The sequence below is a fragment of the Pseudomonas sp. H11T01 genome (genome assembly GCF_048515765.1).
Classification (GTDB): Bacteria; Pseudomonadota; Gammaproteobacteria; order Pseudomonadales; family Pseudomonadaceae; genus Aquipseudomonas.
The window spans coordinates 130349-152044 of sequence record NZ_JBLYED010000015.1; the positions used below are offsets into that span (position 1 = coordinate 130349).

Sequence of the window (21696 nt, forward strand, 5' to 3'; positions counted from 1 at the left end):
TCGGCGAAAACGCAGAGTTTAGCTGACAAACTCAAAGCTTCTGCCGGAAACCCAAACAACCTGCTGACCGATCAAAGGCCTGATAGGCGTGGCCGCCAGTAAAACGGATCAGTATCCTAGGGCGTGTCATCACTCATTACCAGTACCGCGTGGCCGCCTGAAAACGGGCCAGGCAAGGCGCAGTCCGCAGGTAATGTGCTTTCCTTGCCAAGGACTGCAACGCAGCATGGCCCGTTTTCAGGCGCCACCCGGAGGGCCGGGCCTGATAGTGTGCAGGGCTGCGTTGCTCGGAGTTTATTTGGAATGACCAAACTGCACTCCTCGCGCCTTGCCCTGCGCACTATCAGGCTCCGGCGCGGTACTGGTAATGAGTGATGACACGCCCCAACCTCTCGCCCGCCGACGCTAAGATCAAGCGGGCAGCCCAACAGGTTTAAAAACGAATGAATGCTCTAGCCCGCCGCGCCGCAGGCCTGCTGCTCAGCACAGTTTGTCTGCCCCTTTCAGCCTTGGCTGCCGATCCACAGCCCACCCACGAGTTCACCCTCGACAACGGCCTGAAAGTGGTCGTGCGCGAAGACCATCGCGCTCCCGTGGTGGTTTCGCAGGTTTGGTACAAGGTCGGCTCCAGCTATGAAACCCCGGGCCAGACCGGTTTGTCCCACGCTCTGGAACACATGATGTTCAAGGGCACCGAGAAAGTCGGCCCCGGCGAAGCCTCGTTGATCCTGCGCGATCTGGGTGCAGAAGAAAACGCCTTCACCAGCGACGACTTCACCGCTTATTACCAGGTTCTGGCCCGCGATCGCCTGGGCGTGGCCTTCGAGCTGGAAGCCGACCGCATGGCCGGCCTGCTCTTGCCGGCTGACGAATTCAGCCGCGAAATCGAAGTAATCAAGGAAGAGCGCCGCCTGCGCACCGACGATAAGCCTATGTCCAAGGCCTACGAGCGCTTCAAGGCCATGGCTTACCCGGCGAGCGGTTACCACACGCCGACCATCGGCTGGATGGCAGATCTGAACCGGATGAAGGTCGAGGAACTGCGCCACTGGTATAAGTCCTGGTATGTGCCGAACAACGCTACGCTGGTGGTGGTCGGCGACGTGACCCCGGACGAAGTCAAAGCCCTGGCTCAGCGCTACTTCGGGCCGGTCGCCAAACGTGACGTCCCGCCAGCGAAGATACCGCTGGAACTGCCCGAGCCCGGCGAACGCCAGATCACCCTGCATGTGAAGACCCAACTGCCGAGTCTGATGCTGGGCTTCAACGTGCCAAGCATCGCCACTGCTGTGGACAAGCGCTCGGTGAATGCCCTGCGGCTGATCTCCGCCCTGCTCGACGGTGGTTACAGTGCTCGCCTTTCGACACAACTGGAGCGCGGCGAAGAGCTGATCTCCGGTGGTTCGTCGAGCTACGACGCTTATACCCGCGGCGACAGCTTGTTCACGCTCTCTGCGTCGCCCAACACCCAGAAAAAGAAAACCATGGCCCAAGCCGAAGCCGGTCTGTGGCGTCTGCTCGACCAGTTGAAAACCACTGCCCCCACTGCTGATGAGCTGGAGCGCGTCCGCGCCCAAGTGATTGCCGGTCTGGTCTATGAACGCGATTCGATTACCAGCCAGGCCACCGCCATCGGCCAACTGGAAAGCGTCGGTCTTTCCTGGAAGCTGATGGATACCGAGCTCGACGAGCTGAAAAGCGTGACTCCAGAAGACATCCAGAACGCCGCCCGCACCTATTTCACCCGCGAACGTCTCAGCGTTGCGCATGTACTGCCCGAGGAGACAGCTCATGAGTGAGCGCAAAAAATCACGCCTGGCCTTGATCGGCCTGGTGGTCGTCGCGCTGGTCGGCTCGCTGGGTTTCTACTTCAGCCGCCCGAGCGAATCCGATGCCAGCCAGGCACTCGATCAGGCCAAGGCCAGTAAGAAACTGCAATCGCTGGCCGAACTCGACGGCAAGGCGCCTAGCCACCGCGCACTGGATGTACACACCTGGAAAACCGCCGAAGGTGCCAAGGTACTGTTCGTCGAAGCCCGCGAACTGCCGATGTTCGACATGCGCCTGACTTTTGCCGCGGGTAGCAGTCAGGATGGCAGCGCACCCGGTCTGGCACTGCTGACCAACGCCATGCTCAACGAAGGCATTGCAGGTAAAGACGTCGGCGGGATCGCCGAAGGTTTCGAAGGCCTGGGTGCCGATTTTGGCAACGGCGCTTATAAAGACATGGCCATCGCCTCACTGCGTAGCCTGAGCGCTGTGGATAAACGCACGCCTGCCTTGAAGCTGTTTGCCGAAGTCGTGGGTAAACCCACATTCCCGGCCGACTCGCTGGCGCGAATCAAAAACCAGATGCTCTCCGGTTTCGAATACCAGAAGCAGAGCCCCGGCAAACTGGCGAGCCTTGAGCTGATGAATCGCTTGTACGGCAATCATCCTTACGCCCACGCCAGCGATGGCACGGCAAAAAGTGTTCCGCTGATCACCCTTGCGCAACTGCGGGCGTTCCATGAAAAGGCTTATGCCGCCGGCAATGTGGTGATCGCGTTGGTCGGCGACCTGTCACGCACGGAAGCCGAAGCCGTTGCCGCACAAGTTTCCGCCTCGCTACCGAAAGGCCCGGCGTTAGCCAAAATCGAGCAACCGGCTGAGCCACAGGCCAGCATCGGCCATATCGAGTTCCCGTCCAATCAGACCAATCTGATGCTCGCACAACTGGGCATTGACCGTGATGATCCGGACTATGCGGCGCTGTCCCTGGGTAACCAGATCCTCGGCGGTGGTGGTTTCGGTACACGGCTCATGGACGAAGTCCGCGAGAAACGCGGCCTGACCTATGGCGTATACTCCGGCTTCACTCCGATGCAGGCCCGCGGGCCGTTCATGATCAACCTGCAAACCCGTGCCGAGATGAGCGAAGGTACGCTGAAACTGGTCCAGGACGTTCTCGCCGATTACCTGAAAACCGGTCCGACCCAGAAAGAACTGGACGACGCCAAACGTGAACTGGCCGGCAGCTTCCCGCTGACCACCGCCAGCAACGCCGATATCGTCGGGCAGCTAGGCGCCATGGGTTTCTACGACCTGCCGCTGAGCTACCTTGAAGACTTCATGCAGCAGTCCCAAAGCTTGACCGTCGACCAGGTCAAGACAGCACTGAACAAACATTTGAGCGCTGACAAGATGGTCATCGTCAGCGCCGGGCCAACCGTTCCACAAAAGCCGTTACCGGCCCCTACTGACAAACCTGCCGAGCAACCGCTCGGGGTTCCGGAGCATTAATGGCCAGCCCATCGCGTCCCAGCAAAAAACCTACTCACAACGTCCATAACGGCGTTGGTCAGCTGCGCATCATCGGGGGCGAATGGCGTAGCCGTCGCCTGAGCTTCCCGGACGCTCCGGGCCTGCGCCCGACGCCGGACCGCGTCCGCGAAACCCTGTTCAACTGGCTCGCACCGTACGTCGCCGGGGCCAAAGTACTCGACCCATTCGCCGGCAGCGGCGCGCTGTTCCTCGAAGCGCTGTCCCGTGGCGCCGCCATGGGCCAGGCGCTGGACAGCAGCAACCTCGCCGTTTCCAGTCTGCGCGAGCACCTGGGAACTCTGCGTTGCACCACCGGCCACGTGCAGACCGCCGACGCCTTGCGCTATCTGGAAACGCAGCCAGCGACAGCGTTCGACCTGGTATTTCTCGATCCGCCGTTCAACCAGAACCTGCTGCCTACCGCCTGTGCATTACTGGAAGAGCGTCAGTGGCTGGCTGACGACGCGTGGATCTATACTGAAAGCGAAACGGCGCCATCGACCCTCGGTCTTCCGACTAGCTGGCGCCTCCACCGTGAACAAAAATCCGGGCGGGTCCACTACGCGTTATGGCAACGGATGGCAGAGACAGTGGGTTAATCGACTGCCCTGAAAGGTGCGTACCGATACGCACCTTTGCACCGAGAACGACCGTGCCCACACTGCCAGATCATTTCACCCCCGCCTTGGGCCTAGGCAATCCGCACCTGCAAACCTTGTGGGGCCCGCTGTGGCGCAAAACTACCCATCTCGACCGGCAACGTGAGCGACTCTGGCTTGAAGATGGCGACTTTCTCGACCTCGACTGGCACGGTCCCCACAGCTCAGGTGCACCTTTGGTGCTGGTGTTGCACGGGCTGACGGGTTCCTCGAATTCGCCCTATGTGGCCGGGCTGCAAAAAGCACTGGCAACTCAAGGCTGGGCCAGCGTGGCGCTGAACTGGCGCGGCTGCTCAGGCGAACCGAACCTGTTGCCACGCAGCTATCACTCCGGCGTCAGCGAAGACCTTGCGGCAGCGATCAAACATTTACGCGCCCAGCGGCCATCGGCGCCGTTATATGCGGTCGGCTATTCACTGGGCGGCAATGTGTTGCTCAAGCATTTGGGGGAAACCGGTCACGACAGTGAGTTGCTAGGTGCAGTGGCAGTGTCGGTACCCTTTCGTCTCGACCAGTGCGCCGACCGTATCAGTCAGGGTTTTTCCAAGGTCTATCAGGCGCATTTTATGCGCGAGATGGTGGCCTACATCAAAAACAAACGACGGCAGTTCCATCATGATGGCCGCCATGAAGGCCTGGCGACTCTGGACGGGCTCGGCTCGCTGGACAATATGCGGACTTTCTGGGATTTCGACGGTCGGGTCACCGCACCGCTGAATGGATTTCTGAATGCCCAAGACTATTACCGTCGCGCCTCCAGTCGCTATTTTCTCGGGGCCATTCGCACGCCGACCTTGATCATTCACGCTGCTGACGATCCTTTCGTGTCCCACCATAGCCTCCCGGAGGCCAATGAACTGTCGCCAAGCACACAGTTTGAGTTGCAGTCCAAGGGTGGGCATGTCGGCTTTGTCGACGGAACCCTGCGCACCCCCGGCTATTATCTGGAACGTCGCATCCCGCAATGGTTGACGGGTGCGGGCAGAGGTAGCGTTTGAACCCTGAAGGCGAGTCGATTCGTTTCTGGCAAGCCGCGCCGTTGGCTGGCGTCGAGCTATTGGCCGCCCGTTACATCGAACACCGTTTTGTGCCCCATGTGCATGACGGCTATGTCATTGGTTTGATCATGGCCGGCGCCCAGCGCTATCGTTATCGCGGCGCGGAACATCTGGCGGGCACCGGAACATTGGTGCTGATCAACCCGGACGAATTGCACACCGGCCACAAAGGCACCGATGACGGTTGGCTCTACCGGGCCTTCTATCCAGACAACGAACAGATTCTTTCACTATTGGCCGAGCTCGAACTCCCGGCCAACAGTCTTCCGGCGTTCGGCGCCACGCTCTATCGCGATCCCGATCTGGTAAGCGGCTTCCGCCAACTGCACCGGTTACTGGAAAGTCCGGCCACGGCCCTGCAGCAGCAAACCGTCTGGCGAGAAATGATGTTGTCGTTACTGCAACGTCACGCTGGGGTGCCGACGCCTGACAAGCCCGGGCGAGAGCATCGCGCCATCGCCCAGGCCAAAGAGCTGCTGCAATCACAACTGGCCTCACCCCCCTCCCTCGAAGAGCTGGCCACGGCGGTTAGCCTGTCACCCTTTCATTTCGCCAGAGTGTTTCGTCGGGCGACCGGCATGCCGCCGCATACCTGGCTGATGCAGCAACGGATTGCCCAGGCGCGGGCAATGTTGCGCGACGGCTGCCTGCCGCTGGAAGTGGCGACGCAATTGGGCTTCGCCGACCAGAGCCATCTGAGCCGGCAGTTCAAGCAGGTTTATGGCGTCGGGCCGGGGGCTTATCGGGCCGCAAGCGCAAGATCGTTCAAGACAGGCTTTTCCTGAGCCGCCTAAGATGCGGGCAACAAGGAGAGTCTTGATGACCCGCAAACAGCTTTACTCCCGAGGTATCCGCGACAGTTTTGCCATGGCCGTGGGCATTCTGCCGTTCGGGCTGATCTTCGGCACGTTGGCCGGAGCCGCTGGCCTGACGTTATGGCAGGCAGTCGGCATGTCGCTGTTCGTCTATGCCGGTTCCGCGCAATTCATCGTCATCAGTCTGTTCGGCGCGGGCGCCAGTACCGTGGTGATTCTGTTGACGACCTTTATCGTCAACCTGCGTCATGTGCTTTACAGCGCCACCTTGCAGCCTCATGTCAGCCAGTTGCCGCAGCGGTGGCGGGTGTTGTTGGCGTTTTGGCTGACAGATGAAACCTTCGCGGTGGTTCAACGTTTTTATTTGCTGCACGGCGATCGGCCGCTGGCGCACTGGTATTGGCTGGGCGTGACCAGTTCGCTGTATGTGTGCTGGGTATCGAGTTCACTGCTGGGTGTGCTGTTCGGTCAGGCCGTGCCGGATCTGGCCAGTTGGGGTCTTGAGTTCGCCATGTTGGCGACCTTTATCGGCATCGTCGTGCCGTTGCTGCGCAATAAACCGCAAGTGGCGGCTGCGCTGGCAGCGAGTGCCGTGGCGTTGGCGACTTATAGCTGGCCTTACAAACTCGGGCTAATGGCCGCCGCATTCAGCGGAATTGCCGTGGGCGTAGTGCTGGAGCGTCGACAGCTGGCGACCCGGACGGGCAAGGAGTTGCACTCATGAATTACTGGTGGCTGATTTTCGGCATGACCGCAATTACCTTTGTGCTGCGCTACAGCTTGTTCGCCTGGCCAAACCTGACTTTCCCGCCGCTAGTGCGTCAGGGTTTGCACTATGTGCCGACATCGGTACTCACGGCCATTGTGGTACCGGGAATGCTGTTACCTGACGGTGAGCATTGGGCGCTGAGCCTGAGTAATGCGTATTTGTTGGCGGGGCTGGTCGCGATTGGCATTGCCGCGTTGATCCGGCATTTGCTGGCGACCATAGGCGGCGGGCTGCTGGTGTTCTTTTTGTTGCGCTGGATGATGGGACAATTGCCGGCTTGATCCGCAGTGATCGTTCCCACGCGGGGTGGAGCGTGGGAACGATCGTTTTCTTCAATCGCCCTTCGCAACCGCCCGCTTTGGATCAGTAATCCACTCACTCCACGATCCTGCGTACAAACTGGCCAGCGGATACCCTGCCAAGCACAACGCAAACAGATTATGGCAAGCCGTCACGCCGGAACCGCAGTAGGCCACCAGCTCTGTGGGTGAGCGATCACCCAGCTTCGCAGCGAAACGTTGCTTGAGCTGGTCAGCCGGCAGGAAACACCCGTCACTGCCCAGGTTTTCGCTGAACGCCGCGCATTGAGCACCGGGGATATGCCCGGCCACTGGGTCGATCGGCTCCACTTCGCCACGGAATCGCGGCTGGGCACGAGCATCGAGCAAGGTCAGGGTCGGCCGACCGAGGCGCTTTTGCAGCTGTTCGGCGCTCAATAGCAGCGAGTTATCTGGAGTTCCGACAAAGCTGCCCTGCGCATTGCCAGGCGCGTCCAGACTCAGCGGCAAACCGGCCGCGTGCCAGGCCTTCAAACCGCCGTCGAGGATGAACACACCGTCGCGCTTGCCCAGCCAGGCCAGCAGCCACCACGCCCGCGCGGCGAATGCGCCGGGGCCATCGTCATACAGCACGATGTCGCTATCAGCATTGATACCCCAGGCCTGCAAGCGTTCAACCAGCCGCTCAGGATCCGGCAACGGATGGCGTCCGGTCACACCCTTGATCACCGGGCCGCTGAGGTCACGCTCCAAATCGGCGAACGATGCACCAGCGATATGCCCTTCGGCGTAACTGCGCTGGCCATAGTCCGGGTCTTCCAGGGCAAAACGACAATCCAGAATCACCAGCCCGGCCTGTTCCTTTTTCAGGTCCAGAGCTTGAGGGCTGATCAGTTGCGCAATCGGCATAGCGAACTCCAGTGATGATGTCTGAGGTTGATCCTACTGCACTTCTTCCAGTGCCTGCGCCAGCGGCACATAAAACTCGTCGAACAGTGCTTTCACGGCTTCCCGAGCCTGATCCGTGACAAATCCAGCTTCCAGTACCAGCACCTGATAGACCCCACGCTTAATGGCTTCTTCACTCAGGTGCGTGGAATTTTCCCGCGTGGTGCACAGAAAGCGCACCCAGGAGGTGAGGATGATCCAGGCGTTGAGGGTCAGGGATTCGATCTGGACCTTGTCCATGCAGAGAATACCGGCCTCAACGAAGCCCTCATAAATAGCTCCGCCCTGAATCAAGCAACGCTGGGAAAAACGTCGATAACGGTCGGCCAGTTCCGCATCGCTGTCGAGCAGATGTTCGAGGTCTCGGTGCAGGAATCGGTAGCGCCACATGGCGGCGAGCAGCGCCTGTAAGTAATAACGCTTGTCTTCAACCGTGGCAGCGCGCCCTTGGGGTGGGCGCAAGAAACTGTCCACCAGGCTTTCGTACTCACTGAACAGCACGGCGATGATCGCCTGCTTGTTAGGGAAGTGGTAGTACAGGTTGCCCGGGGAAATCTCCATGTGGGCCGCGATATGGTTGGTGCTGACGCTGCGCTCGCCCTGTTGATTGAACAGCTCCAGGCTGTTCTGGACGATGCGCTCGCTGGTTTTTATCCGTGGGGCCATGGGCTTGGGCTTTAATTCAGAGTGCGTTGCCGAACATCTTACGACCTATCCCGGATCGGATAAATCAAAGCTGTTGAGTGATGTCATTTGACATTTTAGAGCATAGACTCTAAAAACAAGCCACTCGAATAAAAACCGGAGCCTCCATGCCCGCCGACATTGCCTACCTGCAAGATTCTCAACCGCAACTGGATGAGCTCCACAGACTGTTTACCGTCCAACGCCAAGCCTATGCAGCCAATCCAATGCCACCGGCGGCGCAACGCCAGCAATGGCTCAAGGTCCTGCGTGAGGTATTGAGCGACGAGCGCCAGGCATTGATCGACGCCATCAGCCAGGACTTCAGCCACCGCAGTGCGGATGAAACCTTGCTCGCCGAATTGATGCCCAGCCTGCACGGCATTCATTACGCCAGCAAACACCTCAAAGGCTGGATGAAACCATCCCGACGCAAAGTAGGTGCAGCTTTCCAGCCCGCCTCGGCCAAGGTCATCTATCAGCCGCTAGGCGTGGTTGGGGTGATCGTGCCGTGGAACTACCCGCTTTACCTCGCCATCGGCCCCTTGGTCGGCGCGTTGTCCGCCGGCAATCGGGTGATGCTCAAACTCAGCGAGTCGACGCCGGCCACCGGACAACTGCTCAAGGAATTGTTGGCGCGGGTCTTCCCAGAAGACCTGGTCTGCGTGGTATTGGGGGAAGCCGAGATCGGCATGGCCTTTTCCAAGCTGCGCTTCGATCACCTGCTGTTCACCGGCGCCACCAGCATTGGCAAACACGTGATGCGCGCCGCGGCGGAACACCTGACCCCTGTGACCCTTGAACTGGGCGGCAAGTCCCCGGCGATTGTTTCCGCCGACGTGCCGCTCAAGGATGCCGCCGAGCGCATCGCCTTTGGCAAAACCCTGAACGCCGGACAAACCTGTGTCGCGCCGGATTACGTGCTGGTGCCGGAGGACCGCGTTGGCGCCTTCGTCGAAGCCTATCGCAAGGCCGTTCGCGGGTTTTATCCCAAGCTTGCGGATAACCCGGACTACACCGCGATCATCAATGATCGACAAATGGCACGGCTCAACGGTTACCTCGGCGACGCCACCAGCAAAGGCGCGCTGCTGATCCCGCTGTTCGACCAGGGCCAAGGCCGGCGCATGGGCCATAGCTTGTTGCTGAACGTCAACGACGAGATGACCGTAATGCAGGACGAAATCTTCGGTCCGGTGCTGCCCATCGTTCCCTACACCGGCCTGGATCAGGCGTTTGCCTACATCAACCAACGGCCGCGTCCGCTGGCGCTCTACTTCTTTGGCTACGACAAAGGCGAGCAAAGTCGCGTGCTCAACGAGACCCACTCCGGTGGCGTATGCATCAACGACACACTGCTGCACGTCGCTCAGGACGATATGCCGTTCGGCGGTATCGGCGCGTCGGGAATGGGTCATTACCACGGCCATGAAGGCTTCCTGACGTTCAGCAAGGCCAAGGGCGTGCTGACCAAGCAGCGGCTGAATGCGGCGAAGTTGATTTATCCACCTTACGGAAAATCCATCCAGAAGCTGATTCAGAAGCTGTTTATCCGCTAACCATACTGCCGCCGGGTAATAACAATAATGAACCCAAGCCTGTCTGAATCACCTGAGTTGTCACGGCGTGGTCTATTGAAATTCAGCCTGTGCGCCAGCGCCTTTCTGGCCACTGCCGGGCTTGGCGCCAGCCTCAGCGGCTGCTCGGCCAGCACCCCGGCCAGCGGTTTCGCGACTCTGCGCAGCAGCGACCTGCCATTTCTACGGGCACTGCTCCCAGTGATGCTCGAGGGTACGGTGGCCGTCGAGAAAATCCCTGCAGCCATCGACAGTACCTTGCAAAGCCTGGATCGCGGCCTTGATCACCTGTCGCCGGAAATGCTCAAGCTGACCCAGCAGCTGTTCGATGTACTCGGCATGGCCATCACCCGTGGACCGTTGACCGGGATCTGGGGCAGTTGGGAGAACGCCAGCGGCGATGCGATCCGGCACTTTCTCAAGCGCTGGGAAAACAGCTCACTCAGCCTGTTGCGTATGGGCCACAGCTCGCTTGTGCAATTGGCGATGATGGCCTGGTATGGCCGAGCGGAGTCGTGGGCGCACTGCGGGTATCCGGGGCCGCCGAAGGTTTGAAATTTGCGGCGCCCCATTCGCGGGCAAGCGAACGTCGCCCGGCCCTTCCCACACGGCCACCTGCGCTTAACCCATAACAACAAGAGAACCTGAGATGCCCGTACCTGATCTGTTTCGCGAGGGCCTGGCCCGTGGCTGGAAAACCTATGACGGCTCGCAACTCGAGCAGGACCTGACGCTAGAAGCGGATGTGGCGATCATCGGCAGCGGTGCCGGCGGCGGTACCACGGCGGAGATTCTCAGTGCTGCCGGCTACAAGGTACTGCTGATCGAAGAAGGCCCGCTCAAGACCAGCAGCGACTTCAAGATGCTGGAAGATCAGGCCTACACCAGTCTCTACCAGGAAGGCATCGGGCGCATGAGCAAAGACGGCGCGATCACCATCCTGCAAGGCCGTGCGGTCGGCGGCACCACGCTGATCAACTGGACCTCAAGCTTTCGCACCCCGGAACCTACTCTGGAGCACTGGGCCAAGGAACACGACGTCAAAGGCCACAGCCCCGCCGAGATGGCGCCCTGGTTCGAAAAAATGGAGCAGCGCCTCGGCATCGCGCCCTGGATCATGCCGCCCAATGCCAACAACGATGTGATCAAGACTGGCTGCGAAAAGCTTGGTTACAGCTGGCATGTGATCCCGCGTAATGTTCGCGGTTGCTGGAACCTCGGTTACTGCGGCATGGGTTGCCCGACCAACGCCAAACAATCGATGCTGGTCACCACCATTCCGGCGACCCTGGAAAAAGGCGGCGAATTGCTTTATTTGGCCCGCGCCGAACGCCTGTTGATCAAGGACGACAAAGTCACCGGCCTGCAATGCGTGGCCATGGATGCGCGCTGCGTCGCGCCAACCGGGCGCAGCATCACCGTCAAAGCACGGCACTATGTGCTGGCCGGCGGCGGGATCAACAGCCCGGCCTTGCTGCTGCGCTCCAAGGCCCCCGATCCTCACAAACGACTCGGCGAACGCACCTTCCTGCATTTGGTAAATATGTCCGCCGGGCATTTCGACGAGGTGATCAACCCGTTCTACGGCGCGCCCCAATCGATTTATTCCGACCATTTTCAATGGCAGGACGGCACCACCGGCAAGATGTCCTACAAACTGGAAGTACCACCACTGCACCCGGCGCTGGCTACCACCTTGTTCGGCGGTTTCGGTTCCGACAACGCATTGCGCATGGAACAACTGCCCCACACCCACGCCATGCTCGCGCTACTGCGCGACGGATTTCACCCGGACAGCCCCGGCGGCAGTGTTGAGCTCCGTGGTGACGGCACGCCAGTGCTCGACTATCAGGTTTCACCTTATGCCTGGGATGGTCTGCGCCGGGCCTTCCACAGCATGGCGCAAATCCAGTTCGCTGGCGGCGCCAAAGAAGTCATGCCTCTGCACAGCGATGCCCGTTATGTAAAAAACCTGGCCGAAGCCCGCACGCTGATCGACGGTCTGAGCCTTGAGTTGTATCGCACGCGCCTGGGCAGCGCTCACGTGATGGGCGGTTGCGCCATGGGCGAAGACCCGAAAAATGCCGTCTGCGACAGCCTCGGCCGGCATCATCAGTTGAGGAACCTGTCGATCCACGACGGTTCGCTGTTCCCCACCAGCATTGGCGCCAACCCACAATTGTCGGTCTACGGACTGACGGCGCAACTGGCAACTTCTCTGGCCGAACGTTTAAAAAGTTCGTAAAAAAGCACATCATTCGTACTGTCTATAGTGCTTTCTTCCCCTAAAGGCGACTTGGCCGACCGGGAAGGCTGCGATACCATCCGACTCCCCAACGGACTCCCGCCAGGACGACGCGATGAACCGAGTGTTGTACCCAGGTACCTTCGACCCTATTACCAAGGGCCATGGCGATCTGGTCGAACGCGCCGCGCGCCTGTTCGACCATGTGATCATTGCCGTCGCCGCCAGCCCGAAGAAAAACCCGCTGTTTCCCTTGGAACAGCGTGTGGCGCTGGCTCGCGAGGTCACCCAACATTTGCCGAACGTCGAAGTCGTCGGCTTCTCCACGTTGCTTGCGCACTTCGCCAAGGAAAAGAACGCCAATGTGTTCCTGCGCGGCCTGCGAGCGGTATCGGACTTCGAATACGAATTCCAGCTGGCCAACATGAACCGCCAGTTGGCGCCGGATGTGGAAAGCCTGTTCCTCACCCCGTCGGAGCGTTATTCGTACATTTCCTCGACCCTGGTTCGTGAAATCGCGGCCCTGGGCGGCGATATCACCAAGTTCGTCCATCCGGCCGTCGCTGACGCCCTGCACGAGCGCTTCAAGAAGTAGCCAGACAGTCCATCGCGCCCGCGTGCACTGCGGGCGCCAATGCGGCACAATTGCAGCATTAGTTTTCATATGCCTGGGCCAGCCGCCCCGGCAGGAGTGCCCCATGTCCCTGATCATCACCGACGATTGCATCAATTGCGACGTCTGCGAACCCGAGTGCCCGAACGCCGCCATCTCCCAAGGCGAGGAGATCTACGTGATCGACCCGAACCTGTGCACCCAGTGCGTCGGCCATTACGACGAACCGCAGTGCCAACAGGTCTGTCCGGTCGATTGCATCCCGCTGGATGAAGCCCATCCGGAAACCGAAGAACAACTGATGGCCAAGTACAAGATTATTACTGGCAAGGTGTAAGGCTGAAGTTATTGGGTGTCCTCCAGAACCCCATCGCGAGCAAGCCCGCTCCCACATTAGATCTTCAGCGAACACGGATTTTGTGTACGCCCGAGATCGAGTGTGGGAGCGAGCTTGCTCGCGATGGGGCCAACAGCCACACCATCAATCACTCCCGCTGGTCATCCCCTTCCCCGGTACACCCCAGGCAACGCGCAAACGCCGCTTTGCCCGGGTCGAGCACCAACGCCTGGCCCGCCTCGCCGATCCCGCCACCAAAAGCGGTAAACGGCAACGACACCACAAACACCCCCGCGCCGATAACCGTCGCCACAACCAGCAACGGTCGGGCGATCAGCAGGTCGCCGATCATGGCGAAGGCCGGTGGGTTCTGAATGGTATAGCTCGGGTCGCCGCTGCTGCCGTCAGACGCCAGGACCGGCAGTGTTTGCAGGCCAACACTCAAGACCAGCGCAACGGTGAGGGGACGAATCGGGTTCATGGCACGGTCCTTCAGCAAGCAAACAAAAACTCACTATAGACCGTGCGGTTTCTTCAGCTCTGGCAACGTGGGCAATAGACGCTGGTGCGCTGCCCCAAACGAACCTCTCGCAGGCCCGTGCCACACACTTTGCAGTGCTCATTGCCACGGCCGTACACGAACAATTCCTGTTGGAAGTAGCCCGGCTGACCGTCACCGCCGATGAAGTCACGCAATGTGGTGCCGCCGCGCTCGATGGCGTGAGTCAGAATGCGTTTGATCTCGATGGCCAGTTTCAGATAGCGCGTCCGGGAAATGCCCTTGGCTTCGCGTCGCGGATCGATGCCGGCAGCGAATAACGCTTCAGTCGCATAGATATTGCCCACGCCCACCACCACCGCGTTGTCCATGATGAATGGCTTGACCGCCATGGAGCGCCCGCGGGACAGCTGGAACAATCGCTCACCGTCAAACAGGTCGGTCAACGGCTCCGGCCCCAGGCGAATCAACAACTCGTGATTGAGCGGATCGAGGCTCCAGAGCATTGCACCGAAACGCCGAGGATCGGTGTAGCGCAAGGCCAGGCCCGACTCCAGTTCGATATCCACATGTTCATGCTTGGCGGCCGGCATGCCGGCTTCCACCAGCCGCAAATTCCCCGACATACCCAAATGACTGATCAGCGTCCCGACCTCGGCGTTGATCAACAGATACTTGGCACGCCGATCGACCGTCACGATGCGCTGCCCGGACAGACGCACATCGAGATCTTCCGGAATCGGCCAACGCAATCGGCGATCACGGACGATCACGCGACTGACGCGCTGGCCTTCCAGATGCGGTGCGATACCGCGCCGGGTGGTTTCGACTTCAGGTAATTCAGGCATGGGGCTCTCAGATCAAAAAATAGCCGACGCTCAACGATGAGCGCCCAACTCGCGAATCGACTCTTTCAGGTTTTCGAAGTCGTAGTCCGAGAGTCCAACATAATCGAGTACCAGGTGGCCGATGCTGTTCCACTCGTGGTCATCAATCTGATTACCCAGTACCCGGTACGAGGCACAGATGTGTTCAGCCATCTTCAAAATCGCCAACAGGTTTTTCAACTGGCTATTACGCGAAGACTCATCGCTGAAAATCGCCAGTGCATTATGGTGATTGGCGATGGCGTTGGTCACGTATTCCGGCAGGCGCCAGGACTTCGCGGTGTAATAACCGACCACGGCATGGTTAGTGTTGAACACGCGGTTCTCCGTGTCCACCACACGGCATTGCGCGTTGGCACTGGCATAAGACTCTTCGAGCACCGCCATGTAGTTGGGGAAACGCTTGAGCATCAACGGCACGCCGCAGTCGTGGAACAAACCCAATGCATAAGCCTCATCCCCCGCCTGCGAGCCGATGCGCTTGGCCAGGTTCAGGCAGGTCATCGCCACATCCTGAGCGGTGTCCCAAAAACGGTTCAGGGTAACGATGGTTTCGTCATTCATCTCGCCCTTGATCGACTGCGCGTTGATCAGGTTAATGATCGAGCGACTGCCCAACAGGTTTACCGCGCGCTGGATCGAGGCAATCTTGTTGCTCAACCCGTAATACGGCGAGTTGACGATCTTCAGCAGTGCACCAGAGAGGCCAGGATCCTGGGAGATCAACCGGGCGATCACTTCCAGATCCGAGTCAGGCATGTACTGCTCCATCTGCAAATCCACCATGATTTGCGGCTGAGGCGGCACGCTGATGCCTTGCAGGGCCTGTTGAATCTGTTCGGCAGAAAGCTCTTGGGACATAAGTACGCACTCTAGGCTAGGCGGCAATTCTAACCCTTTTAGAAGCAGCTCCTGCAGTACATCGCCCCGCGCGGCCATCTCCTACACAACGCGCTATACTCCCGCTCTTTTTTCCGGAGCGACGTCATGTCCCTGCCAAGCCTGCGTCTCAAAGCCAACGCCGACCGTCGCCTGCGCAACGGTCACCTGTGGGTCTACAGCAACGAAATCGATGTAGCCGCCACCCCACTGCACGGCTTCAAGGCGGGCGATCAAGCTATTCTGGAAGCCGCTGGTGGCAAGCCATTGGGCATCGTCGCCATGAGCCCGAACAACCTGATCTGCGCACGTTTGCTGTCTCGGGACATCAAGTTGCCGCTGGACAAGTCGCTGCTGGTACACCGCATTAATGTGGCCCTGTCCCTGCGCGATCGTTTGTTCGACAAGCCGTTCTATCGTCTGGTTTACGGTGATTCTGACCTGCTGCCGGGCCTGGTGGTCGACCGTTTCGGCGATATCCTGGTGGTCCAGATCGCTTCGGCGACCATGGAAGCCCATAAAGACGACGTGATCGCGGCCCTGACTCAAGTGCTCAAGCCCAGCGGCATTCTGTTCAAGAATGACTCCGCCGCCCGTGATGCCGAAGGCCTCAACCGCTACGTCGAAACCGTCTTCGGCCTGGTGCCAGAGTGGGTTGCCCTGGAAGAAAACGGTGTGAAATTCGAAGCGCCAGTCATCCAGGGACAGAAAACCGGCTGGTTCTACGATCACCGTATGAACCGCGCGCGTCTGGCACCTTATGCCAAAGGCAAACGCGTACTGGACCTGTATAGCTACATCGGCGGTTGGGGCGTGCAAGCGGCCGCGTTCGGCGCCAGTGAAGTGTTCTGCGTCGACGCTTCGGCCTTCGCCCTCGACGGTGTCGAGCGCAACGCCGCGCTGAACGGCTTTGCAGAGAAAATGACCTGCATCGAAGGCGACGTTTTCGAAGCCCTGAAAGAACTGAAAGCCAGCGAAGAGCGCTTCGACGTGATCGTCGCCGACCCACCGGCCTTCATCAAACGCAAGAAAGACCTGAAGAACGGCGAAGGCGCCTATCGCCGCCTGAACGAGCAAGCCATGCGCCTGCTCAGCAAGGACGGCATCCTGGTCAGTGCGTCGTGCTCCATGCACTTGCCGGAAGACGACCTACAAAACATCTTGCTGACCAGCGCCCGCCACCTGGACCGCAACATCCAAGTGCTCGAACGCGGCGGCCAGGGCCCGGACCATCCGGTACACCCGGCAATTGCCGAAACGCGTTACATCAAGAGCATTACTTGCCGGTTGTTGCCTAACAGCTAACAGCTCCCTGTCGGTAGGAGCGAGTCAGCTCGCTCCTACCGCAGTTTCAGAATGCTCCCGCGCCACGCGCATTGACTTGCCCCCTCATCAAATCAATCCTCGTCTCCCCCTCACGGATCGAGCGCATTGTTTGATGACTTACATCACACACTCCAGAGAAAAGTCATCGATCATCCTGCTGCTGATGACCATGACACTGCTGGCTGTTTTCCCTCTTGACGTAGTCCTGCCCTCCTTCCCTGCCCTCTCCAGCCACTTCCAGATCTCGCCGCCGGACGCTGCCTTATCCGTCAGCCTGTTCGCCGTCAGCCTGGCGGTGTCCGTGATGCTGGTCGGGCCTCTGTCGGACATGTGGGGCCGCAAGAAACTGCTGCTGGGAGGCATTGCTATCGCGGCAATTGGAGCGGCTGGCTGCGTGGTCGCCAGCGACTACCGCTGGTTTCTGGTGTTTCGCATGGTTCAGGCGATTGGTTGCGGGGCATTTTCGTTGTCACAGGCGCTGATACAGGACCTATTCGCCGGTCGTGAACGGGAGCGCCTCAGGATCTGGATGGTGACGTGGGGCGGAGTGTTTATTTCAATTTCGCCACTGCTGGGAACCTGGCTGCAATCGCACCTTGGCTGGCAAGGCAGTTTTTATGTATTCATCACACTGGCGGTTATTGTCTGGCTCGGCGCCTACCAGTTGCTCAAGGAAATCCCACCTGCCCACATGGCACCACACAGGGGGTTCTTCAGTGCTTATTGGCGCTTATGTTCGGATGTACGCTTCATGGGTTACTGGTTGATTTCGGCCTTGGCCTTCGCCTGTCATTTTTCGTTCATTGTTTCTTCGCCCATCATTTTCATGGAGCGTCTGGCGCTCTCGCCGTATGAATTCGCCTGGGCGTTGTTGCTGTATGGCGTGGCGTATGTATTCGGCGGAATATTAGCCAGTGTGCTGCATCGATACCTGCAAGCCAGTACCCAGATCATTATCGGCTTGGGCCTGATCGCCGTTTCAGGCGGGCTCATGCTGTGGCTGACTCACCAGTTCGGTCTCTCAGCGGCTACGGTGTTGATCTCCATGCTGGTTTGCACCATTGGAACCACCATTGCCAGGCCAATCGTCAATTCCAAAGCCATGAGTCTCTACCCGGAGAATGCCGGGGCCTCCACCTCGGTCGGGGCCATGCTGATTTTCATGTTCGGCGGTGTGATCAGCTCGGTGATCAACCTGGCGCCCGAGGACCTGACCACGACTCTGGCCCTTGGCTTCCTGACGCTGAGCGTTGCAGGACTTGGAGTGAACGCATTGATCTGCCACAAGACTCAACAGGCACTCAATACAGGGTGATACCTGCCAGTCGTCATCCCGCACGCCCCGTCACCTCTGCTTCAACACTTCCCGCCATTCCTTCCTGGCGCCAGCGGTGTAGAATCGAGAGATTCATCGCCAGTCATCCCCCGGCGGGTTTATGAGCTCAGGCTGAAACGTGCGGCGATCCCGCAGCGTTATCGGCATCTTCCGGGCACACGGCCATTTCTGTGTGTTCCAGACGTCAATAGAAGCTCACTTCCCTTTTGATACCTGATTAACCGCCCGGAGTGCTCCATGCCTGATTACCGCTCGAAAACATCCACCCACGGCCGCAACATGGCCGGTGCTCGCGCATTGTGGCGCGCCACGGGGATGAAGGATGACGACTTCAAAAAGCCGATCATCGCCATTGCCAACTCGTTTACCCAATTCGTACCGGGCCACGTCCACCTCAAGGACATGGGCCAACTGGTCGCCCGCGAGATCGAACGTGCCGGCGGCGTCGCCAAAGAATTCAACACTATTGCGGTGGATGACGGCATCGCCATGGGCCACGATGGCATGCTCTATTCGCTGCCAAGTCGCGAGATCATCGCCGACTCCGTCGAGTACATGGTCAACGCCCACTGCGCCGACGCGATCGTCTGCATCTCCAACTGCGACAAGATCACTCCCGGCATGCTGATGGCTGCTTTGCGCCTGAACATCCCGGTGATCTTCGTTTCTGGTGGGCCGATGGAAGCGGGTAAAACCAAGCTCGCCAGCCACGGTCTGGACCTGGTTGACGCCATGGTCATCGCCGCCGATTCCAGCGCTTCTGACGAGAAAGTCGCTGAATACGAGCGCAGCGCCTGCCCGACCTGCGGTTCGTGCTCCGGCATGTTCACCGCTAACTCGATGAACTGCCTGACTGAAGCGTTGGGTCTGGCCTTGCCGGGCAACGGTTCGGCACTCGCCACTCACAGCGATCGCGAGCAGTTGTTCCTGCAAGCGGGCCGCACCATCGTCGATCTGTGCCGTCAGTACTACAACGAGAATGATGAGTCGGTATTGCCGCGTAACATCGCCAACTTCAAAGCGTTCGAAAACGCCATGACGCTGGACATTGCCATGGGCGGTTCGACCAACACCATCCTGCACTTGCTGGCCTCGGCTCAAGAAGCCGAGATCGACTTCAACCTGCAGGACATCGACCGTCTTTCGCGCAAAGTTCCGCAGCTGTGCAAGGTCGCGCCGAACATCCAGAAATACCACATGGAAGACGTGCACCGTGCGGGCGGGATTTTCAGCATCCTCGGCGAACTGGCCCGTGGCGGCTTGTTGCACACCGACCTGCCGACCGTTCACAGCAAGACCCTGGCTGACGGCATCGCCAAATGGGATATCACCCAGACTGACGATGAAGCCGTTCACACCTTCTTTAGAGCAGGCCCGGCCGGTATCCCGACCCAGACCGCATTCAGTCAGTCGACCCGTTGGGAAACTCTGGATGACGACCGTGAAAACGGCTGTATCCGCAGTGTCGAGCACGCTTACTCGCAAGAAGGCGGCCTGGCCGTGCTCTACGGCAACATTGCTCTGGATGGCTGCGTGGTGAAAACCGCCGGCGTCGACGAGTCGGTTCATGTGTTCGAAGGCAACGCAAAAATCTTCGAAAGCCAGGACAGCGCCGTACGCGGCATCCTCGCCGACGAAGTGAAAGCCGGCGACATCGTGATCATCCGTTACGAAGGCCCGAAAGGCGGCCCGGGCATGCAGGAAATGCTCTATCCGACTTCCTATCTGAAGTCCAAAGGCCTGGGTAAAGCCTGCGCCTTGCTCACCGACGGGCGCTTCTCCGGCGGCACCTCGGGTCTGTCCATCGGTCACGCTTCGCCTGAAGCGGCTGCGGGCGGTGCGATTGGCCTGGTACGCGACGGCGACAAAGTGCTGATCGACATTCCAAACCGCTCGATCAACCTGTTGATCAGCGACGACGAAATGGCCACGCGCCGTGCCGAGCAGGACAAGAAAGGCTGGAAACCGGTCGAAGTGCGTCCACGTAAAGTGACCACCGCACTGAAGGCCTACGCCTTGCTGGCCACCAGTGCCGACAAAGGTGCTGTGCGTAACAAGGCAATGCTCGACGGTCTGTGATCACGGGTAGCTGAACAAAAAATGCCCCGCCAAGTGCGGGGCATTTTTTTGCGTTGACCTCGGTTAAATGTGGGAAGGGCCGGGCGACGTTCGCTTGCTCGCGAAGAGGCCATCAAATTCAACATCGAAGGTGAATGACACACCGCTTTCGCGAGCAAGCCCGCTCCCACATTTGTTCTGTGTTGCCTTTGAGAGTGAGCTAGGCCGCGACTCGGTCTTACTGGATGTCTTCAGGCTTCACGATCACCCAGTTCTTGTCCGCCGTGACCCCTAGGCCTTCTTTGGCTTGAGCCGCAGCGTGCTTGGCCATCATGCCGTTGAGCTGGGCCATGTATTTGTCTTTACGGTTGACCCACAGGTGCACGCCACCCTTGGCCACGTCGACGCTGTGGAACAACATGTAACCATCGCTGGATGGCGTATCGCCGCCGACCAGAACCGGTTTTTTCCACTCATCGATGTAGGTCAGGATCGCTGCCTGCTTGCCGGCCATCCAGGTCGCTGGAGTCCACAGGTACGGCGTCAACTCGAGGCCCAGGTTGGCTTTTTCGTCATACTTGCCAGCGGTGATCTGTTTGCGTGCAGTGGTCAGCTCGCCGGTCTTGCGATCCTTGAGCATCGTGGTCACGCCGATCACGTTTTGCGGTTTAACGTTGTAGCCATACTTCGGATCGGACGCGACCATCCGCACCAGCTCTTCGGAAGCGGCGGTCATCACATAGACGTCGATACCGTTTTCCATCAGCTTGTTGTACAGCTCGGCCTGGCCGGTGTAGACCTTCGGCGGCTGGACGTCGATGGTCTTGACCACATCGCCATCGTAATAGGTGCTCGGCACCGGTTTACCGGAGGCCATCAGCTCATCGACGTAGCCTTTGAGTTCTTTGAGGGTGAAGCCCGAAAACACTTGCGCAACCCATGGATAGCAGACCATGTCATCGATTTCGCAGAGGCGGTAATAGTAGCTGAACAGGCTTTCCTTATGGTCGGCGGTGTCCTTGAACGGGATCAGCTTCAGGGAGGGATCGAGGGTCTCGCGGGTGATCAGGCCCTTGTTCTCCATGAACGGCAACAAGGACTCTTCCAGGTCATAGCGGTAACTGGTGTTGTCCATGTCGAACACCGCGAAGTTACCCTTGTTGGCGTTGGCCGCGATCATCGCGTCCAGTTGTTTGGCCTGAGCTTCTGGCCAGTGCTTCAACTCGGTGGCAAACCCTTGACCGGCAAGGCCCAGACACAGCGCGGCGGCAAACAATCTCGGAGCGAGCTTCATGTGCGTTTTCTCCCTGAATGAAAGTCATCGACGCTAACAAATCCGTATGACAGTCCTCACCTCTGCGCGACTGCTTGCGTTCTGATCACGTCACCGACATTCGCCTAAGCGTCAGCGGCTTATTCCAAAAA

At 59.3% G+C, this 21696-nt stretch carries 21 protein-coding genes; 15 read left to right on the forward strand and 6 right to left on the reverse strand.

All coding sequences use genetic code 11. The features are described from left to right. The first annotated feature begins 443 nt into the window (after positions 1 to 443). From ACN1C3_RS20605 to ACN1C3_RS20635, 7 genes are read left to right on the forward strand one after another with little or no spacing between them, the layout of a single operon-like run. Complete coding sequence (locus ACN1C3_RS20605; RefSeq protein WP_419117605.1) at positions 444 to 1799, forward strand: M16 family metallopeptidase; 1356 nt, start codon at positions 444 to 446, stop codon at positions 1797 to 1799. Next, positions 1792 to 3282 (forward strand): M16 family metallopeptidase, encoded by a 1491-nt coding sequence (locus ACN1C3_RS20610; protein WP_419117606.1) that lies wholly within the window; start codon positions 1792 to 1794, stop codon positions 3280 to 3282. The genes ACN1C3_RS20605 and ACN1C3_RS20610 overlap by 8 nt, the downstream gene beginning before the upstream one ends. Beyond that, entirely contained in the window at positions 3282 to 3902 is a 621-nt protein-coding gene (rsmD, locus tag ACN1C3_RS20615; protein WP_419117607.1) for a 16S rRNA (guanine(966)-N(2))-methyltransferase RsmD, read from the forward strand. Before ACN1C3_RS20610 ends, rsmD begins: the two co-directional genes overlap by 1 nt. Before the next feature lie 53 nt (positions 3903 to 3955). Continuing rightward, entirely contained in the window at positions 3956 to 4960 is a 1005-nt protein-coding gene (locus ACN1C3_RS20620; protein ID WP_419117608.1) for a hydrolase, read from the forward strand. Beyond that, the gene (locus ACN1C3_RS20625) at positions 4957 to 5805 is read left to right on the forward strand and encodes an AraC family ligand binding domain-containing protein (RefSeq protein WP_419117609.1); all 849 of its coding nucleotides are present in this window, start codon (positions 4957 to 4959) and stop codon (positions 5803 to 5805) included. The genes ACN1C3_RS20620 and ACN1C3_RS20625 overlap by 4 nt, the downstream gene beginning before the upstream one ends. Positions 5806 to 5839: 34 nt before the next feature. Then, positions 5840 to 6559, forward strand: a complete 720-nt coding sequence (locus ACN1C3_RS20630) for an AzlC family ABC transporter permease (RefSeq protein ID WP_419117610.1) — start codon at positions 5840 to 5842, stop codon at positions 6557 to 6559. Then, positions 6556 to 6885 carry an AzlD domain-containing protein gene (locus tag ACN1C3_RS20635; RefSeq protein WP_419117611.1) on the forward strand — a complete coding sequence of 110 codons (330 nt, stop codon included), beginning with the start codon at positions 6556 to 6558 and terminating at the stop codon, positions 6883 to 6885. The genes ACN1C3_RS20630 and ACN1C3_RS20635 overlap by 4 nt, the downstream gene beginning before the upstream one ends. A gap of 51 nt (positions 6886 to 6936) precedes the next feature. Here the strand turns inward: ACN1C3_RS20635 and ACN1C3_RS20640 are convergent, their stop codons facing one another. After that, complete coding sequence (locus ACN1C3_RS20640) at positions 6937 to 7791, reverse strand: sulfurtransferase (protein WP_419117612.1); 855 nt, start codon at positions 7789 to 7791, stop codon at positions 6937 to 6939. A 33-nt stretch (positions 7792 to 7824) separates the two neighbouring features. Then, on the reverse strand, positions 7825 to 8496 hold the full coding sequence (locus ACN1C3_RS20645; protein ID WP_419117613.1) for a TetR/AcrR family transcriptional regulator: 672 nt from the start codon (positions 8494 to 8496) through the stop codon (positions 7825 to 7827). A gap of 146 nt (positions 8497 to 8642) precedes the next feature. Between ACN1C3_RS20645 and ACN1C3_RS20650 the strand changes: the two genes are divergently transcribed. The 5 genes from ACN1C3_RS20650 to ACN1C3_RS20670 all read left to right on the forward strand — a co-directional run bounded on the left by ACN1C3_RS20650 (position 8643) and on the right by ACN1C3_RS20670 (position 13286). After that, positions 8643 to 10073, forward strand: a complete 1431-nt coding sequence (locus tag ACN1C3_RS20650) for a coniferyl aldehyde dehydrogenase (RefSeq protein WP_419117614.1) — start codon at positions 8643 to 8645, stop codon at positions 10071 to 10073. Between the two features lie 27 nt (positions 10074 to 10100). Then, on the forward strand, positions 10101 to 10646 hold the full coding sequence (locus tag ACN1C3_RS20655) for a twin-arginine translocation pathway signal protein (RefSeq protein ID WP_419117615.1): 546 nt from the start codon (positions 10101 to 10103) through the stop codon (positions 10644 to 10646). 94 nt (positions 10647 to 10740) lie between these two features. Continuing rightward, positions 10741 to 12336: a GMC family oxidoreductase N-terminal domain-containing protein gene (locus ACN1C3_RS20660; protein ID WP_419117616.1), complete on the forward strand. Its 1596-nt coding sequence runs from the start codon at positions 10741 to 10743 to the stop codon at positions 12334 to 12336. A gap of 115 nt (positions 12337 to 12451) precedes the next feature. Continuing rightward, entirely contained in the window at positions 12452 to 12931 is a 480-nt protein-coding gene (gene coaD / locus ACN1C3_RS20665) for a pantetheine-phosphate adenylyltransferase (protein WP_419117617.1), read from the forward strand. A 103-nt stretch (positions 12932 to 13034) separates the two neighbouring features. Then, complete coding sequence (locus ACN1C3_RS20670; RefSeq protein ID WP_150642285.1) at positions 13035 to 13286, forward strand: YfhL family 4Fe-4S dicluster ferredoxin; 252 nt, start codon at positions 13035 to 13037, stop codon at positions 13284 to 13286. Between the two features lie 148 nt (positions 13287 to 13434). On the opposite strand, the gene ACN1C3_RS20675 is transcribed toward ACN1C3_RS20670, so the two are convergent. The 3 genes from ACN1C3_RS20675 to ACN1C3_RS20685 are packed head-to-tail and all read right to left on the reverse strand — an operon-like array spanning position 13435 to position 15479. After that, entirely contained in the window at positions 13435 to 13767 is a 333-nt protein-coding gene (locus ACN1C3_RS20675) for a multidrug transporter (RefSeq protein ID WP_419117618.1), read from the reverse strand. 53 nt (positions 13768 to 13820) lie between these two features. Further along, positions 13821 to 14633, reverse strand: coding sequence for a bifunctional DNA-formamidopyrimidine glycosylase/DNA-(apurinic or apyrimidinic site) lyase (gene mutM, locus ACN1C3_RS20680; protein ID WP_419117619.1), 813 nt, complete (start codon positions 14631 to 14633; stop codon positions 13821 to 13823). Between the two features lie 30 nt (positions 14634 to 14663). Beyond that, a complete protein-coding gene (locus tag ACN1C3_RS20685; protein ID WP_419117657.1) occupies positions 14664 to 15479 on the reverse strand; it encodes an HDOD domain-containing protein in 816 nt (271 codons plus the stop codon). A 180-nt stretch (positions 15480 to 15659) separates the two neighbouring features. On the opposite strand from ACN1C3_RS20685, the gene ACN1C3_RS20690 reads away from it, so the two are divergent. The 3 genes from ACN1C3_RS20690 (at position 15660) to ilvD (ending at position 20292) form a co-directional block, all read left to right on the forward strand. Beyond that, positions 15660 to 16856, forward strand: coding sequence for a class I SAM-dependent rRNA methyltransferase (locus tag ACN1C3_RS20690; RefSeq protein ID WP_419117620.1), 1197 nt, complete (start codon positions 15660 to 15662; stop codon positions 16854 to 16856). A gap of 133 nt (positions 16857 to 16989) precedes the next feature. Next, positions 16990 to 18192 (forward strand): MFS transporter, encoded by a 1203-nt coding sequence (locus ACN1C3_RS20695; protein ID WP_419117621.1) that lies wholly within the window; start codon positions 16990 to 16992, stop codon positions 18190 to 18192. Between the two features lie 258 nt (positions 18193 to 18450). After that, on the forward strand, positions 18451 to 20292 hold the full coding sequence (gene ilvD / locus ACN1C3_RS20700; protein ID WP_419117622.1) for a dihydroxy-acid dehydratase: 1842 nt from the start codon (positions 18451 to 18453) through the stop codon (positions 20290 to 20292). A gap of 217 nt (positions 20293 to 20509) precedes the next feature. Here ilvD and ACN1C3_RS20705 read toward each other — a convergent pair whose 3' ends face one another. After that, positions 20510 to 21565: a haloacid dehalogenase-like hydrolase gene (locus ACN1C3_RS20705; RefSeq protein WP_419117623.1), complete on the reverse strand. Its 1056-nt coding sequence runs from the start codon at positions 21563 to 21565 to the stop codon at positions 20510 to 20512. Positions 21566 to 21696: the final 131 nt, after the last annotated feature.

Bases quoted from the DNA above. Each gene is read 5' to 3' on its own strand.
- ACN1C3_RS20675 (WP_419117618.1), bottom strand. From the start codon at position 13,767: ATGAACCCGATTCGTCCCCTCACCGTTGCGCTGGTCTTGAGTGTTGGC.
- rsmD (WP_419117607.1), top strand. From the start codon at position 3,282: ATGGCCAGCCCATCGCGTCCCAGCAAAAAACCTACTCACAACGTCCAT.
- ACN1C3_RS20635 (WP_419117611.1), top strand. From the start codon at position 6,556: ATGAATTACTGGTGGCTGATTTTCGGCATGACCGCAATTACCTTTGTG.
- ACN1C3_RS20655 (WP_419117615.1), top strand. From the start codon at position 10,101: ATGAACCCAAGCCTGTCTGAATCACCTGAGTTGTCACGGCGTGGTCTA.
- ACN1C3_RS20670 (WP_150642285.1), top strand. From the start codon at position 13,035: ATGTCCCTGATCATCACCGACGATTGCATCAATTGCGACGTCTGCGAA.
- ACN1C3_RS20610 (WP_419117606.1), top strand. From the start codon at position 1,792: ATGAGTGAGCGCAAAAAATCACGCCTGGCCTTGATCGGCCTGGTGGTC.
- ilvD (WP_419117622.1), top strand. From the start codon at position 18,451: ATGCCTGATTACCGCTCGAAAACATCCACCCACGGCCGCAACATGGCC.
- ACN1C3_RS20645 (WP_419117613.1), bottom strand. From the start codon at position 8,496: ATGGCCCCACGGATAAAAACCAGCGAGCGCATCGTCCAGAACAGCCTG.
- ACN1C3_RS20660 (WP_419117616.1), top strand. From the start codon at position 10,741: ATGCCCGTACCTGATCTGTTTCGCGAGGGCCTGGCCCGTGGCTGGAAA.
- ACN1C3_RS20695 (WP_419117621.1), top strand. From the start codon at position 16,990: ATGACTTACATCACACACTCCAGAGAAAAGTCATCGATCATCCTGCTG.
- ACN1C3_RS20605 (WP_419117605.1), top strand. From the start codon at position 444: ATGAATGCTCTAGCCCGCCGCGCCGCAGGCCTGCTGCTCAGCACAGTT.
- ACN1C3_RS20630 (WP_419117610.1), top strand. From the start codon at position 5,840: ATGACCCGCAAACAGCTTTACTCCCGAGGTATCCGCGACAGTTTTGCC.
- ACN1C3_RS20690 (WP_419117620.1), top strand. From the start codon at position 15,660: ATGTCCCTGCCAAGCCTGCGTCTCAAAGCCAACGCCGACCGTCGCCTG.
- coaD (WP_419117617.1), top strand. From the start codon at position 12,452: ATGAACCGAGTGTTGTACCCAGGTACCTTCGACCCTATTACCAAGGGC.
- ACN1C3_RS20650 (WP_419117614.1), top strand. From the start codon at position 8,643: ATGCCCGCCGACATTGCCTACCTGCAAGATTCTCAACCGCAACTGGAT.
- mutM (WP_419117619.1), bottom strand. From the start codon at position 14,633: ATGCCTGAATTACCTGAAGTCGAAACCACCCGGCGCGGTATCGCACCG.
- ACN1C3_RS20705 (WP_419117623.1), bottom strand. From the start codon at position 21,565: ATGAAGCTCGCTCCGAGATTGTTTGCCGCCGCGCTGTGTCTGGGCCTT.
- ACN1C3_RS20640 (WP_419117612.1), bottom strand. From the start codon at position 7,791: ATGCCGATTGCGCAACTGATCAGCCCTCAAGCTCTGGACCTGAAAAAG.